At 36.3% G+C, this 15,566-nt stretch carries 13 protein-coding genes; 6 read left to right on the top strand and 7 right to left on the bottom strand.

Annotated features, from left to right (window positions below; all coding sequences use genetic code 11):
* The coding region (locus tag H4J50_RS15900) for a tetratricopeptide repeat protein (RefSeq protein WP_182257325.1) at nt 1-812 on the top strand (812 nt) is incomplete at its 5' end.
* 2 nt (nt 813-814) lie between these two features.
* Here H4J50_RS15900 and H4J50_RS15895 read toward each other — a convergent pair.
* Nucleotides 815-1,783: an NAD(P)H-quinone oxidoreductase gene (locus H4J50_RS15895; protein WP_259366274.1), complete on the bottom strand. Its 969-nt coding sequence runs from the start codon at nt 1,781-1,783 to the stop codon at nt 815-817.
* A gap of 106 nt (nt 1,784-1,889) precedes the next feature.
* Nucleotides 1,890-2,159 (bottom strand): acylphosphatase, encoded by a 270-nt coding sequence (locus tag H4J50_RS15890; RefSeq protein WP_182257323.1) that lies wholly within the window; start codon nt 2,157-2,159, stop codon nt 1,890-1,892.
* Nucleotides 2,160-2,317: 158 nt separating this feature from the next.
* On the opposite strand from H4J50_RS15890, the gene H4J50_RS15885 reads away from it, so the two are divergent.
* Complete coding sequence (locus H4J50_RS15885; protein ID WP_108456422.1) at nt 2,318-3,508, top strand: class I SAM-dependent methyltransferase; 1,191 nt, start codon at nt 2,318-2,320, stop codon at nt 3,506-3,508.
* Nucleotides 3,509-3,577: 69 nt separating this feature from the next.
* Here H4J50_RS15885 and H4J50_RS15880 read toward each other — a convergent pair whose 3' ends face one another.
* The 4 genes from H4J50_RS15880 to H4J50_RS15865 form a co-directional block, all read right to left on the bottom strand.
* Nucleotides 3,578-3,877, bottom strand: coding sequence for a PilZ domain-containing protein (locus H4J50_RS15880; RefSeq protein WP_108456423.1), 300 nt, complete (start codon nt 3,875-3,877; stop codon nt 3,578-3,580).
* 78 nt (nt 3,878-3,955) lie between these two features.
* Nucleotides 3,956-7,906: an ATP-dependent RNA helicase HrpA gene (gene hrpA, locus H4J50_RS15875; protein WP_182257327.1), complete on the bottom strand. Its 3,951-nt coding sequence runs from the start codon at nt 7,904-7,906 to the stop codon at nt 3,956-3,958.
* A 1,043-nt stretch (nt 7,907-8,949) separates the two neighbouring features.
* The gene (locus H4J50_RS15870; protein WP_108456424.1) at nt 8,950-9,600 is read right to left on the bottom strand and encodes a GNAT family N-acetyltransferase; all 651 of its coding nucleotides are present in this window, start codon (nt 9,598-9,600) and stop codon (nt 8,950-8,952) included.
* Between the two features lie 160 nt (nt 9,601-9,760).
* Nucleotides 9,761-10,597: a choice-of-anchor H family protein gene (locus tag H4J50_RS15865; protein ID WP_182257322.1), complete on the bottom strand. Its 837-nt coding sequence runs from the start codon at nt 10,595-10,597 to the stop codon at nt 9,761-9,763.
* Between the two features lie 278 nt (nt 10,598-10,875).
* Between H4J50_RS15865 and H4J50_RS15860 the strand changes: the two genes are divergently transcribed.
* The 4 genes from H4J50_RS15860 (at nt 10,876) to H4J50_RS15845 (ending at nt 14,870) form a co-directional block, all read left to right on the top strand.
* Nucleotides 10,876-11,130: a PepSY domain-containing protein gene (locus H4J50_RS15860; protein ID WP_404842758.1), complete on the top strand. Its 255-nt coding sequence runs from the start codon at nt 10,876-10,878 to the stop codon at nt 11,128-11,130.
* 3 nt (nt 11,131-11,133) lie between these two features.
* Nucleotides 11,134-11,817, top strand: coding sequence for a response regulator transcription factor (locus H4J50_RS15855; protein WP_182257321.1), 684 nt, complete (start codon nt 11,134-11,136; stop codon nt 11,815-11,817).
* Nucleotides 11,818-11,870: 53 nt separating this feature from the next.
* Nucleotides 11,871-13,253, top strand: a complete 1,383-nt coding sequence (locus H4J50_RS15850; protein ID WP_259366273.1) for an ATP-binding protein — start codon at nt 11,871-11,873, stop codon at nt 13,251-13,253.
* A gap of 153 nt (nt 13,254-13,406) precedes the next feature.
* Complete coding sequence (locus tag H4J50_RS15845) at nt 13,407-14,870, top strand: DUF3300 domain-containing protein (protein ID WP_182257320.1); 1,464 nt, start codon at nt 13,407-13,409, stop codon at nt 14,868-14,870.
* Between the two features lie 170 nt (nt 14,871-15,040).
* On the opposite strand, the gene H4J50_RS15840 is transcribed toward H4J50_RS15845, so the two are convergent.
* On the bottom strand, nt 15,041-15,397 hold the full coding sequence (locus H4J50_RS15840) for a DUF3192 domain-containing protein (RefSeq protein WP_162533778.1): 357 nt from the start codon (nt 15,395-15,397) through the stop codon (nt 15,041-15,043).
* Nucleotides 15,398-15,566 lie beyond the last annotated feature (169 nt).

Raw genomic sequence — 15,566 nt, 5'->3', positions numbered from 1 at the left:
TCCCCGTATTACTTTGTTTAGCCTATTACAGCTACCATACCATTTATAAAAACAATCAAGAAAAACAACAAACGTTTGAAATAATCTCCTCGCCAAAAGTTAATGATATTTATTTTTTAGATTTTCGCCTTTTAAGTCATGATCTCAGACCGAATGAAAAGTACCGACTTGCCAAGGTAGTTGATATAACCGGTGATATTATTACCTTAACGTATGGCCGTTTTTACTATCCAAACCACCACGCGGTGATTAATAGCCTTTACTATGGTCAATTAACCTATAAAAAATATTTCGAAGTTAAACGCTATGATTATAAACACCAACAAATCCTACAAAAACTCGATGATGGTGCAATTTATCAAGCCATGCGCCCAGTGCGCGATAAGCTTTTCGGCCAACGGATTAGTCCAGAACAAAGAAAAATACGTAGCAGTATATACATACAAGGGCGCAGAGATAATTTAATAGGTGAAGCTTTTCTTAACGAACGATTCAGTGAAACTAACCTGCAACAAGCATTTGAATTATTTACTAAATCAGCAAATTACGACTTTGCTGCGGGACAGGTAAACTTAGCAGAAATGTATATTAACGGGCAATATGTTGAAAAAGATCTTAACAAGGCACTGTATTGGCTAAACCAAGCCTCGTTACAAAGCCATAAACCCGCAATTCTAAAATATGAAATTATCTGCAAACAAGTTAGCAGTTGCCAGATATATGACTTTTTTGAAAACTTAGTATCAGCGGGTGTTGATGTAAAAGTAAGAAAGTTAGATACCAAAGTTATCATCAATAAACCCAATGAATAACTTTAATCTATCGTTAATACTATTTTGCCAATATTTTCATTATTCAACATAACGTGGTGAGCAACGTCTACTTCTTGCCAGCTATATTGTTTGTATATAACCGGACTGATTGAAGCTAATTCAAAACACTGATAAAAATCTTGAATAAAGGCGTTAATGAGTTTGGTTTTATATTCATCACTTCTGCTGCGCAAAGTCGTCGCGTGCAAATTGACTCGTTTCAATAACATTTTAGCTATATCAATGTTATTGGCAAACCGTCCACCTAGCATAGAAAGCATAACAATATGCCCATCTAGTGCGCATACGTTAATATTTTTATTAACATATTCGCCTGCCACAACATCTAAAACTACATCAAAACTTTGTTTATGCTGTTTTGCCCATTCAACAAAGTCTACTTGATGATAGTTTATCGCTTCATTAGCGCCTAACGCCTTACAGGCAACTATTTTTTCATCACTACCCACGGTTACCGTTACATGGCAATTTAAATATTTGGCTAATTGTATAGCAGCTGTACCAACACCGCTCGCACCTGCATGAATCAGCACCTTCGCATTAGGTTTTAACTCAGCAATTGTAAATAAACACTGATAAGCCGTTAAAAAAACTTCAGCTATTGCAGCCCCTTGTGCATAAGTTAAATTTTCAGGAAGCTTTATTAAGTGAGCCGTTTTAACTTTAACGTATTGTGCATATGCCCCACCGGGAACAATAGCGAAAACCTTGTCACCAATTTGCCAATCGCTGTGTTGATCACCCATAGCAACGAGTTCGCCACAGGCTTCAATACCCAATATAGTTGACTCGCCTGGTGGTGGTGGATAATTGCCTTGTTTTTGTAAAATATCCGCGCGATTAACACCTACAGCTCTGACTTTAATCAAACATTCATCAGTATTTATGGTGGGCTTTTCAGTTTCTTTAAAACTGAGTTCTTGATGTTCATTAAAGGCTATATAACGCAATATCTTTCCCATTAATTAATTGATTGAATGAATGATTGAATGACCTGATAGTTTGCCTTAATTGAATTGCAATATCAGCGCTAACGTATTTTTTATTTAACCACACTTAACTAATTGAAAAAAAGTGATGCTCTTGCCATGGTACTTTATTAACGGCAACATTTATAACTTCGGCTTCTGGTGGCCCAACCTCAAGCCATTCGATCATTTTTTCTATATTTTGAATTTCACCACACATTAACACCTCTACATCACCGTCGGCTAAATTACGCGCATATCCACTTAAACTATACACGATGGCGATTTGCTGACTAGAGGCTCTAAAGTAAACTCCTTGTACCTTTCCACTCACATGTGCCATGTAACATTCATTCATTATATTCCACCTTAAAACAAACTAATTGTTGTTGTTATTTTTGATTTTCATTCCATTATCTTTTTTGAAATGAAAAATAGTTAAAATAGAACATTGCACCCATGTCCTGCATTGACTAAAATCGCGCCATTATCATTGTTAATTATAAGTATAGCCATATGTCAGCAAGAATTTATTTAAAAGTTGCTCGTGAAAAATCATTACGCAGAAAACATCCTTGGATTTTTTCTCAAGCAATCAACAAAATTAAAGGTAACCCTTTACTTGGAGATACAGTCGATGTCTATGACAATAAGGGAAACTGGCTAGCTAAAGGCGCATACTCACCTGAATCTCAAATTAGAATTCGTGTTTGGAGTTTTGATATTGATGAAGAAATTGACAGTGATTTTTTTCGTAATAAATTGTTAAGCGCACAAAAAAGACGCGATTGGTTTATCGAAAAAGGTGGTTTAACCGGTTATCGACTTATTGCGGGTGAGTCTGATGGACTGCCTGGGATCACAATAGATAAATATGACAACTTTATTGTTTGCCAATTACTTAGTGCTGGAGCTGACTATCATCGCTACACCTTAGTTGAGTGCCTTAAGAAACTCTACCCGGGTTGTCATATCTATGAACGCTCTGATGTTGATGTACGTAAAAAAGAAGGCTTAGAACCTGTAACAGGTTGGTTAACAGAGCCACAAGCGTCAACAGAATGTGTTATTGAAGAACACGGTGTTAAAATTCATGTTGATATTGCCCAAGGTCATAAAACTGGCTTTTATTTAGATCAACGTGAATCTAGACTTGCTGCAGGTAAATATGCCAAAGATAAGTCGGTATTAAACTGCTTCTCATATACTGGTACTTTTGCCTTACATTGTGCGGCGGGTGGTGCTAAAGAAGTAATTAATGTTGATGTTTCTGAGTCAGCGCTCGAACTTGCTAAGAAAAACGTGGAACTTAATAATTTAGGCGATAAAGATATTTCATTCGTTAAAGCCGATGTGTTTAAATTATTGCGTCAATACCGCGAAGAAAAACGAACCTTTGATATGATCATTCTAGATCCGCCAAAGTTTGTAGAGTCAAAAGCTCAACTGACCGGTGCTTGTAGAGGATACAAAGACATAAACATGTTAGCAATGCAGTTACTTAAGCCAAATGGTATCTTATTAACCTTCTCTTGCTCGGGGTTAATGGAGTCTAGTTTGTTTCAAAAAGTGGTTGCCGATGCGGCTTTAGATGCGAAACGAAATGCGTATTTTGTCGATAGACTGCACCAAGCAGCAGATCACCCAGTATCGTCAAATTACCCAGAAGGTTATTACCTTAAAGGCCTTGTTTGCCAAGTTGAATAGTGATTGAAAGTTACCAGCTGTAGCGAGTATTAAGTCTAGCTACAGCTATATACTATCGTTAATCATGACTTAATCAATTTCAGTAATATTAACACCAATCAAATAACAGTTTGCGCTCTCTTCAGTTATCCTAACCACTTTACCTTTAGCATCTAAAGGTTGTATTGCATTGTTAGCAGACTGAACACTGATACGTACCGCCGTATTCATTTCTAACGGGTGTTCCATCTCAATGGCGATGCCAGTCGCACTTAAGTCACGACATGTAGCCAACACTTTACTGTTCGCTTCATCATCAATAATAGTTACGGTCACTTCACTGTTTAGCATCATGCGATAAAAGTTGCGCTTGTCATCGTAATTAACCATTACTACTCCAATGTTTTTTATAGTTTGTATTACTTATACTAATCGTGACCATCACTGTCAAATCATTGTGTCTTGAAATTAAGCATTTTCTTTTAAGTAGTTTAATACTCGTTTAGCTGAGATTGGAAACGGTGTTTTTAAATTTTGCGCAAAAAGTGAAACGCGTAATTCTTCAATCATCCAGTAAGTTTGGGCTAATGCTTTACTTAAAGGCTGCCCCTTAGGTTGTTGAGCAACAACAGCATCTAACGCTTTTTGCACCTTTTCGAGTTCTATCATTTTCAAACGGTCTTGATTTGGGTCTATTTGTAATTTCTCTAAACGTCTCAACATAGCAGTTAAGTATCGAGCAATATCATCTAAACGTTGATATCCCGCTTTAGTGATAAAACCTTTAAAAACCATACTTTCTAATTGGTTTTTAATATCGCCGTGAGATTGCACTAGGTTTAATGACATTTTACCTTTCATTTTCTTTCTAACATCATGCGCTAAACTTAGCACTCGCTCGACCTTTATTGCCGCACTTAATACACAGTCTGCAATTTCGCCACGAACATGTTCTTTACATGCCGTAAACTCAGTTTCAGCGCGTGGTAAGTCGCCGTATTGATTAACTAAAAAATGACAGCCAGCAACGATGCAATCATCCAATAAATCGTTTATAGAACCAAAAGGATTAAAATACAAACCTAACTTGGCTTTATTAGGCAATTTTTCCTGCAAATATTTTAATGGTGAAGGTATGTTCAACAATATCAGACGGCTTACGCCATCAAGCATGGCTTGCTCTGCTAAACTTTCATGTTCAAATAACTCAATAGCGACTGACTTGTCTTTATCCACTAAAGCAGGAAAAGCTTTAATGGTGATATTAGCAACTTTTTTCTCGTAGCTTTTAGGTAAGTTTTTAAAATCCCATTGAGCAATATCGCTACGTTCAATACCTTTATCAGCTACCTTTTTAATTGACGCCTGAACTTTACCTTGTAAATTATCTTTTAAACTATCAAGGTTACGCCCTTCTTTAAGTAACTTACCGTTTTCATTAATAATTTTAAAATTCATTAATAAATGTGGCACAAGCTCTGAGCCTTGCCAAGCGTCTTCAGGTAAGCGAACGCCAGTCATTCTTAGTAACTGTTTTTCAAGCGCTGCGATTAACGTTATGTCCGTGTTAGTTATTGCCGCCAAACAAGCTTCTGCATAGTTTGGTGCAGGAACAAAGTTACGTCTTAATGACTTAGGTAAGCTTCTGATCAATGCGGTAATTAGCTCAAGTCGTAAAGCCGGAATTAACCAATCAAAACCTGTATTTTCTACTTGATTTAAAATACCTACCGGTATCATGACGCTAATACCGTCATCCGCATCGCCTGGGCTAAAATGATAACTGAGCGGCAGTGTTAAACTGCCTTGTTGCCATGTTTCCGGATATTCGTTAGCTGATAATTTAACCGCGCTTTCTTTTAACAAAAAAGCTTTGGTGAAGTTTAATAACTTAGCATCAGATTGTTTTTGTTTCTTCCACCAGGCTAAAAAGCTACGCTGACAAATAGCAGTTTCGGGCAGTTTTTCATTATAAAAATCGACTAACTGCTGTTCTTCAATCAAGAAATCTTTACGTCGGGCTTTTTGCTCTAAAACTTCAATTTCGTCAACCAGTTGGCGATTTTCTTTTAAAAATGCTTCTTTAATCATGCTTTCGCCGTTAACTAAAGCTTCACGGATAAAAATCTCACGACAGGTATCAGGTTCAATTCTATTGAAATTAACACTGCGCTTACCAACGATAATCAGACCGTAAAGTGTTACTTGTTCAAACGCCATTACAGCGCCCTGCTTTTTCTCCCAATGAGGTTCGCTGTAACTGCGTTTAACTAGGTGCGGTGCTAAAGGTTCAAGCCATAACGGGTCTATCTTAGCGGCCATACGAGCAAATAAACGGCTAGTTTCAACTAATTCTGCTGCCATTAACCATTTGGGTGACTTTTTAGCCAGCGCTGATCCTGGGAAGATAAAAAATTTACTGCCGCGAGCTCCTTTGTATTCTCTATTTTCATCTTGTTGGCCGATATGACTCAACAAACCTGACAAAATAGCTTGATGTACGATATCTAGATTCGAATTAGTGGCATTTTTTTCAGCCTCTTCTGATAGGTCTAGGTCGATACGGCTCATTGGTATTTTCAGCTCTCGCAATGAATGCGTTAGCTGGCTATAAATATCTTGCCACTCACGAATACGCACATACGACAAAAACTCTTTCTGGCACAAACGGCGAAATTGATTATTTGTTAAAAGCTTTTGCTGTTCCTCAACATAACTCCACAGTTTTAATAAGCTCACAAAATCTGATTGTTTGTTTTTAAATCGGCCGTGTTTTTCATCTGCAGCCTGCTGTTTTTCATGCGGACGTTCGCGTGGGTCTTGAATACTTAAAGCGCTTACAATAATGAATATTTGTTCAATACATCCTAAGTCAGCCGCGGTTAAAATCATTTTGGCTAAACGTGGATCAATAGGGAATTTAGATAACGAGCGCCCTATTGGTGTTAACTTAACTTGAGTTGAATCAGCATCAATCGCCGCCAATTCTTCTAATAATTTCACGCCGTCATTAATGTTACGATTATCGGGTGGTTGCACAAACGGAAAGTCGGAAATTTCACCTAAGTCTAGGGCCAACATTTGCAATATAACAGTCGCTAAGTTTGTGCGAAGTATTTCAGGGTCGGTAAACTCCGGACGATTTAAAAAGTCGTCTTCCGCATAAAGGCGAATACAAACACCTGAAGACACTCGACCACAACGACCGGCTCGCTGATTTGCACTGGCTTGAGAAATAGCCTCTATGGGTAAACGTTGTACTTTAGTGCGATAACTGTAGCGCGAAATTCTTGCTGTTCCAGGGTCAATAACATATTTAATTCCGGGTACCGTCAAACTCGTTTCGGCAACGTTAGTGGCTAACACTATGTTACGGCCACTATGTGGTTTAAATATTAAGTTTTGTTCGGCAACGGTTAATCGAGAATATAACGGTAAAACATTAGTATGGCGTAAATTAGCTTTTTCTAATGCCCGTGCGGTATCTCTAATTTCTCGTTCACCATTGAGAAAAACCAAAATATCGCCATCACTTTCTGAGCCACGGTTTTCTGTACTAAGCTCTTCAACGGCATTGAGAATACCCGAAATAATATCCGCATCGCTGTCACTGTCTTCATTCAGTGGGCGATAACGCATTTCAACTGGGAATGTTCTGCCTGACACTTCAATAATTGGCGCAGGAACACCGCTGGCATTAGCAAAATGTTGTGCAAATTTTTCAGGATCAATTGTCGCCGAGGTAATAATCACTTTTAGATCAGGACGTTTAGGTAAAATTTGTCGTAAATAACCGAGAATAAAATCGATATTTAAACTTCGCTCATGCGCTTCATCAATAATTAATGTGTCGTATTGGCGTAACAAACGATCTTTTTGCATTTCAGCAAGTAAAATACCGTCGGTCATGAGTTTAATATAACTTTGTTCACCCACTTGGTCGTTAAAGCGAACTTTATAACCAACCGCATCACCTAATTTTGAATTAAGCTCATCCGCTATTCGGTTAGCGACAGTTCTTGCAGCAATACGTCTGGGCTGTGTATGGCCAATAAGGCCATCAATGCCTCGACCTAATTCTAAACATATTTTTGGAATTTGAGTTGTTTTACCTGATCCCGTTTCGCCCGCAATAATCACGACTTGGTTGTCATGAATAGCTTTGCTTATTACGTCAACATTTTGTGAAACTGGCAAACCTTCAGGGTAACTAATTTTAGGTAAACTAGTCAGGCGAAGTTGCTTGTTTGCTATAGATTGCTCGATCGTTTTAGCTATTTGCTGCAAAGCTTTATCTTGTTTCACTTGATCAGTTATTTTTTTAACGCCTAATAAGCGGTTTCTAATGCGTGCTTTATCAGATGATTTAACCTGATCGAGAAGATCGAAAAGTGATTTTAAGGTAAGGTTTTTATTCATTTTTTTAGTCGTAGTGGTCGATGCGGAAAATACTGTTGACAAAAGAGGCTCAAAACAGATAACAAAAGGCTATATTAGCAGGTAAGCAAAGGCAAATGAACACGTATATTCTTAGCAAATATCCATTTTAACTATTTTTATACCAAGCTGATCTCAAAGTGCAATGATAAAGTACTTAATGAAGGTCACAAGCCTCAAAGAGTCTATTGTGCATAAAAGGTGCTGTGCCTAAAAGTGTTATGTCTAAAAGTGCTATGCATTAAACTAACTTATTTATCTACTTTTGAATTACTAGAAATAATAAAAAGTCGATGAGGTATTTTGGCAGGCGCTAATCAGGTAGAGAGATTTTATAAACTTGTTATGTCATTAATCATCAGTCACATACAACCAATGATTATGCCTAATAAAGGTTTCATCAAATTTCAGGCAAAAAAAAGCGGCTCATTGAACCGCTTTTCTATAACTAGCTTATATGCATCCTGCATAAATATATAATGATCCCGCTTCATCCATAAAGAGCTATCCCTTGCCTTTCCTAGCAAACCATTTGCTGTCCATATTATCCTTAAAAGTAACTGTCCTAGTTACATCAATTGTCTATTCTTATCATCCTGATAACAATTCCCTGACAATTTTTCCTTCTATCCTTGTGAGACATCCAATCTCTTTGCTAATCTAAGCATCCTGTTGGTAATCCATACCATTATTTGTAATCCCTTTGTCTTCCTGACAGGGATAATATTAGACTAAGCACTAATTTTAAAAAGTGCTTAAATTCAAAAAAATAAACACGACTTATCTTTTTACTTGAACGATTTAATTATTTTCATTTAATTACAATAAGTTAAGCTAGAATGGTAGATTTAAAGTAATACAAAGAACACTATATCCTACATTAATGTAGGATATGTCTTACAAAGGTAGGGAGCTTTTGGGAGGTTATTAAATAAATTACGTTAAATTATTTTTAAAGTCTGCTGCAAACTCATAGAGATTGCAGCTTATAGCTTAAATAAGTTAGTGAAATGAATTATTCAATATTAACTTTCAGGTGTTTCTCGATAATAAACCATCAAAGAGCCTGAGACATTACCCACTTCGACTTCTTCTATAAATTGATAGTTTACATTCTTAAAAAAAGCTTTGTATTTCTTGCTTGTTGCATATACAGCAACACCTTCACTTTCTTTATGTTCATCTAAGATAGTATTGACTGCCGCCATTAAGTAATGACCAAAGCCGTGATGTTGATGCAGTGGATGAATAGCAATAAAAGATAGCATGTGAAATTTTTTCAATGGCACAGCAGCTAAAACAATTTTCTCTTTTTCAATCATTTGTTTGGTACTGAAATACCCTGCACCAAGCAACATTTTTAAGCGCCAGTGCCAAAATCGCTCAGAAGAAACACCATCTTCAGGATTATTTAAGCAAGCGACACCAACAATATTATCGCCTAAATATAAACCCACCATTGGCTGTTTTGCTTGCCAAAATGCATTTAATTCTTCGCGAATTGCTGCACGAAGACGTTGTTCATAATCACTTTTGTCAGATGAAAATATTTCCAAAAACACCGGATCATCATGATACGCTTGGTAAAGTAATGATGCAGCTAACTTTAAATCTTGTGCCGACAGATAAGCGGCTTTTATATCGACTTGATTACTATCAATGGCATCTGATGACATCTAAAATCCCTCATAAATGGTGATAATTATTATTATTATTATACCTTCACCATATCAGGATATGAGAAATAAGGTCAAACTTTATCGCTGAATCAGAAACCCAATAAGGCGAACAATAAAGTAACCTCTTTACTATTCACACTTACAAGATTTATCAAGTTTACTGCTTAACAAAAACTCTTCGGTAGAATAATGAAAGTATAATCAAACAAAATAACACTGCACTGCCACCGCCATGTTCACTGTAGTATTCAACTTCTATGTACTCAGGATCATAGTCACTACTTTCCAAAGGCAAGGCATAAAGCTCATTACTATCATCTGAACTAAATGTTGCGACAACATCATTATAACCCACTTCATATAAGTCTATTAAAACGTCATAGTGATTTGGAATGTAGCCAGAGTCTAATTGAGTAACAACTTCAAACTCATCAGCAGTCTCATCACCCGTAATAACAAAATCATCGGTAGAGAAATATAAAACCCAAGGACCGCCATTTTCACTTAAATATAGATCAGCATAAACAACAGCTTGTTCATTCATTATGGGTGATAATATATCAGCATCGAAGCTCACGCTAAATGTCTGATAATATCCATCTTCATCAATGTCTTCAATAAGTTGGCTGTAACCACTATAAATAGCAAAGCTGTGATAAAAAGCCGAATTACTTTCAACATTAGACTTTGTTGAAAGTATTGATACTGAATTAATTTGCTGTTGGCGTGCCGTATTTACATCGGTTCTGCTCATTCCTTTATAAGCTAAATTTCTTGGTTTAATAGTACTGTTAGTTTGATAGATTTGTTGTTTTTTCTCTTTTGTCGTTAAGTTGTTTGTTAACCCGCCAAAGGATTGACTTGTATGTCCAAGTTCAGTTGCTGATTCTGCGAAAGACATTGGGCTTAACAGTAATAATGTCGCCGTAAAATTAATAATTAACGTCTTCGTTAAGGTTTTTATAAGCATTGTGTTAAATATTTTATCAAACATAAGAGTAACCTCTATTTATAGTATGACTGTCATTTAACCAAAGTTAATCTGAACCGAAGCTGAACACTAAATCAAACGGAACTAGAGTTAACTATTGTCAATAATTAGTGTATCTATGTTCATAGAGCATTCAGCTTAACTACTTTAAAATAACACTTACTTGGATTACAGCATTCAATATTTTACACTGTCTGATAAAGTAGTTTTAAGAAGGTACTTAAATGAAAACAAACTTATTTATTCTAAGCGTAATAGCTTCACTATTAGCATTCCCAGTCATGGCTAAGATTAATGGAGTACCTAATCATATAAAGATAGAAAACACTCGATATGGTCAGCCAGATAAAGGCAAGTCAATTAGTGCTCAGCAAGCAGCACGTATAGTTAAAAATAAATTCGGTGGTAAGGTTTTGAAAGTAAACAATAGTGGCTCTAAAAAAAATCCTAGTTATCGCGTGAAGTTGCTAAAAGATAATGGCCATGTAATTTCTGTCAGTGTTGATGGCCAATCTGGCCGTATTTCAGGGAATTAATTGATGAGAATATTACTCATTGAAGACGATGAAAACTTACAACTTCATGTAAAAGAGCATTTAATTTCGGCCAATTATAGCGTTGATGTCGCTGATGATGGCCAGTCAGGGCTATTTCAGGGACAAGAGTTTCCCTATGATGCCGCTATTATCGATTTAGGCTTACCAAAACTTGATGGCGTTAGCGTAGTAAAATCGTTACGTGAACAAGGTTTTACCTATCCTATATTAATACTTACTGCACGCGGAAGTTGGCAAGATAAAGTGTCTGGGTTAGATGCTGGCGCAGATGACTATTTAACTAAACCGTTTCATATTGAAGAATTATTAGCACGATTAAATGCATTAATTCGTCGCAGTACAGGACAAGCGAGTCCGTTAATTGAAAATGGCCCTTTTACGATTAACACTTCTAGTATGCAAGTTAGCGTTGATGAAAAAGTTATCTCGTTAAGTAGTTATGAATACAAACTATTTGAATACCTAATGCATCATTTAGGTGAAGTTAAATCAAAAACTCAATTAACTGAACATATTTACGATCAAGACTTTGATTTAGATTCAAACGTAATTGAAGTGTTTATTCGCCGATTGAGAAAAAAACTCGATCCCGACAATCAATATCAATTTATTGAAACATTGCGTGGTCAAGGCTACTTATTAAAAGACTTATCTCACTTAATTTAATTTTTTCTCTTGTGTATAAGCACTTTAATAAATCAAAGAAAGGCAATTTATAGTTGTTTAATTCGCTAAAGAAGTTATTTAATTCATTAAAAACAAGAGTGTTATTTAGCGCCTTGTTGATGATATTTATTTTATTGCCCATCGTTGGGCTCATTATAAGTAATGCCTACGAAAAGCATATGGTTGCTAGCTTAGAGAATGAACTTTCTGCCTATTCATACTCTATTTTAGCTATAATTGAAGTCGATAATAACCGCCTGGTTATGCCTGAACAATTATTAGAAAACCAATTTAATGTTAGCCAATCTGGCTTATATGCCGTACTCAGCTCCAACTCAATATTATGGCAACAAAATTCCACGGCGAACAAACCACAGTTAACAGAAAAGTTATGGAGTTCTCAGTCATTACTTTCACCATGGCAACCATCAAGCTTTAAACAACCTGCGCTAGGGGAAAGTTTATTTTATGAAGCTGATATCGATAACAATAAGCATTTTGTCTATAGTTTAAGTGTAAGTTTTGGCAGTGAAGCTCAGCCTTTACCCATGACATTGCATATAATTAAACAACAAAATGATTTAACACTGATGATGGCAGAGTTTCATCGACAACTTCTGCTAGGTTTAGCAGGCTTAATGTTGGTACTTTTGATCATTCAATACCTTTGGTCAATATGGACTTTAAAGCCATTAGAAAACTTAACCAATGAATTAAGTGATGTTGAGCAGGGTAAAATAGAACGACTTTCGCAAGTTTACCCAACCGAGTTAACTCAAGTAACAGAACAATTAAATTTGTTATTAAATGCGGAACAAAAACAACGTCAGCGTTATCGTAACGCACTTTCAGATCTTGCTCATAGCTTAAAAACACCGTTAGCTGTTATGCAAACTCAAAAAGAGTTATCGGTACTCACACAAGAGCAACTCAATATTATTAATGCCATTATAGAGCATCAACTTCGTAAAGCTCAAAGTGCAGGACAATCTTCATGGTACTTAGGTACTGCTGTAGCTCCCATCGTGCAAAAACTGCTCAATAGTTTAACCAAAATATATCGAGACAAGTCACTCAATTTTACGGTAACTATTGCACCTGATGCTAACTTTAAAGGTGATGAGGCCGATTTTTTAGAAATACTCGGCAATATCCTAGACAACGCCTGTAAAGCAGCAAATAAAGAGATCCACCTTGATATTAGTCAACACCAAGATAGTATGACTATTATTATTGAAGATGACGGTAAAGGCATAGAACCCGCCCTTAGAGAAAGTATATTACAACGTGGAACTCGTGCAGATACTTATCAACATGGCCACGGCATTGGTTTAGCCATAGTGCGTGACTTAGTAAAAAGTTACCAAGGAACTATGCTTATTGAAACATCTGAGCACCTTAAAGGCGCTAAATTTACGCTGAATTTCCCATCATAAAGAGTTTAATGACTAACTTTACAATTTGTTCAGCTATCGTTCAGTTTACACAGAGTAATATTGTATGCATAACTTAAAAAGTCACCTTGTAGCTCACTCTAGGCGCTATTTTTTCAAGGGGATTTTCATCATACGATGTTTAGGAGAAGTAACATGCAAAAAGTACAACTTAGCAAGTCACTGAATTATTTAATTATATCACTATCAAGTGCACTGATATTTTCAGCGCCAAGTATAGCGAATAACACAGCTAGCCCTGTGATGGCAAATGTTGAACAGTCTTATACAGAACAAGTGAACAGTTTTACTGAGGCTGAGCTTGAACAAATGCTAGCTCCTATCGCATTATATCCAGACGCGTTGCTTAGCCATATTCTAATTGCTTCAACTTACCCTATTGAAGTAGTTGACGCCGAACGCTGGTTAAACAAAAACACTCAATTAAGCACTGAAGAACTCGCCGACGCGGCTGAAAATCAAGATTGGGACGCCAGTGTTAAAGCACTTTTACCTTTTGCAAACATCCTTAAAAAATTAAGTGAAGATTTACGATGGATGCGCAATTTAGGCGATGCTTTTTTACAAAATGAAGCACAAGTGCTGGCCAGTGTTCAAGCATTGCGTCAACAGGCCGACCAAGCCGGCAACCTTCAAAACATGAATAACGTGAATGTGGTTCGTGAAACCAAAACAATTATTATTGAATCAAGCCAACCTGACATTATTTATGTGCCATATTACGATACTAGGCTAGTTTATGGCGATTGGCGTTGGAGCCATTACCCTCCGGTGTATTGGCACCACCCTGTTCACTATGTATCGCATCACGGTCCTTATTACTGGCATAACCCTGTTCACCTTACTGTAGGACTATTTTTTGGTGCTGTTCATTGGAACAATCGACATGTGGTAGTTAATCATCACAAATCTCGCTATTACAAACGTCATAGCAAGAAAAAAGTCTCAACAAGTTATCAGGCAAAACGTTGGGAGCACAATCCACGCCATAGAAAAGGTGTGGCTTATCGTAGTTCAAATATACAAAAAAAATACCGTAGTCATACTCCGAGTGTTCAGCAGCATAAAAATTTAAGAGCAGAGCAAAAGCACTTTAGTAATAAAAACAAGTCTATTACTCAGCATGCTAACTCTAAATACAAGCGTAAATACAAAAGTGATAAAAGCGATAATATTAGGCATAAGCTGCAGGTGAATCGTGCGGTTAAAATTGACAAAACACATGTAAAAAAACAATCTATGGCTAAGCATGAGCCCTATAAAAATAAGGAATGGCAGCAAAATAAATCTCAAACTAAACATAGTAATAAGGTAAGAAGTGCTGAGCCTGTTAAGTCATCAAATAAATACTATGTAGATAAGCGCCAAACAGTAAGAAATGTCGATAAACAAGTGCACTTAAAACAACGTGAACAAACAGTTAATCATAGTAGAAGTTCGGAAAATAATTACGCTAAACCGAACACTACAAGTAAAGATACATACCACGAAAGACGCAGTTCAAAAAGTGAAAAAAACATGAGAAAGCGTTCTAGCGATAACAGACAAAAAAGCCATAATAACAGTTCACACCATAGTAGAAGTAAACGAGAAAACTAGGTAAGAAACGTCGTAAAAAGCTAAAACATAAGTCATAAACTTTTATGCTAACGATGCTTTAGCAAATACTGATAGATAGTATTATCTTTACCTAAAAAAGGGCGATATCAATAAATGATATCGCCCTTTCCTATTTAAACTTTGTAATAAATCAGTTCAGTAAATTGTAATTAAATCCCTTGCTCTATCGCCGTCAAACTATTATTTACAAAGACTAATTTTGTACATTCGTCTTTTGTTGTTAAGCCATCTTTATGTAGCCGTTGTGTACGGTAATAAACCACTTTCACGGCTTTGCCATCATCTAAATATGATTCGTTAAAATCCGCTACACCCATCTCACGTGCAACGTCTGAAAATGTAGTATTTAACTGAATGTTAGCAATTTTCTTTCTATTTTCGAACTCTTTATCTTCAAAACTTCCAGACATAGAATGCCCATCTTCACCACCAACTGCTATAACACAGCCAGTTAAACTCAAAGTTAATGGCGCGATTATAATTAGTGCTAATAACGATTTTTTCATTTTTTCTTCCCTCATCAAAAGTAATAGTTTAAAAACCTAATTGCAATTGCCAAACCAACTATGTAACCAATTGATTAAATTATAAATTAATAAAAAAACCAAAAACAAAGCAAGACTTAATTGGTAATTTTCGCTAAAATATTGTCTCTTTAACACCTGAGTTAAGCTT

The sequence above is a fragment of the Colwellia sp. 6M3 genome, from assembly GCF_014077595.1.
In the GTDB taxonomy this organism is placed as follows: domain Bacteria; phylum Pseudomonadota; class Gammaproteobacteria; order Enterobacterales; family Alteromonadaceae; genus Cognaticolwellia.
Note: the sequence above shows the minus strand (reverse complement) of the source record. Positions and strands in the feature narration are given on the sequence as shown.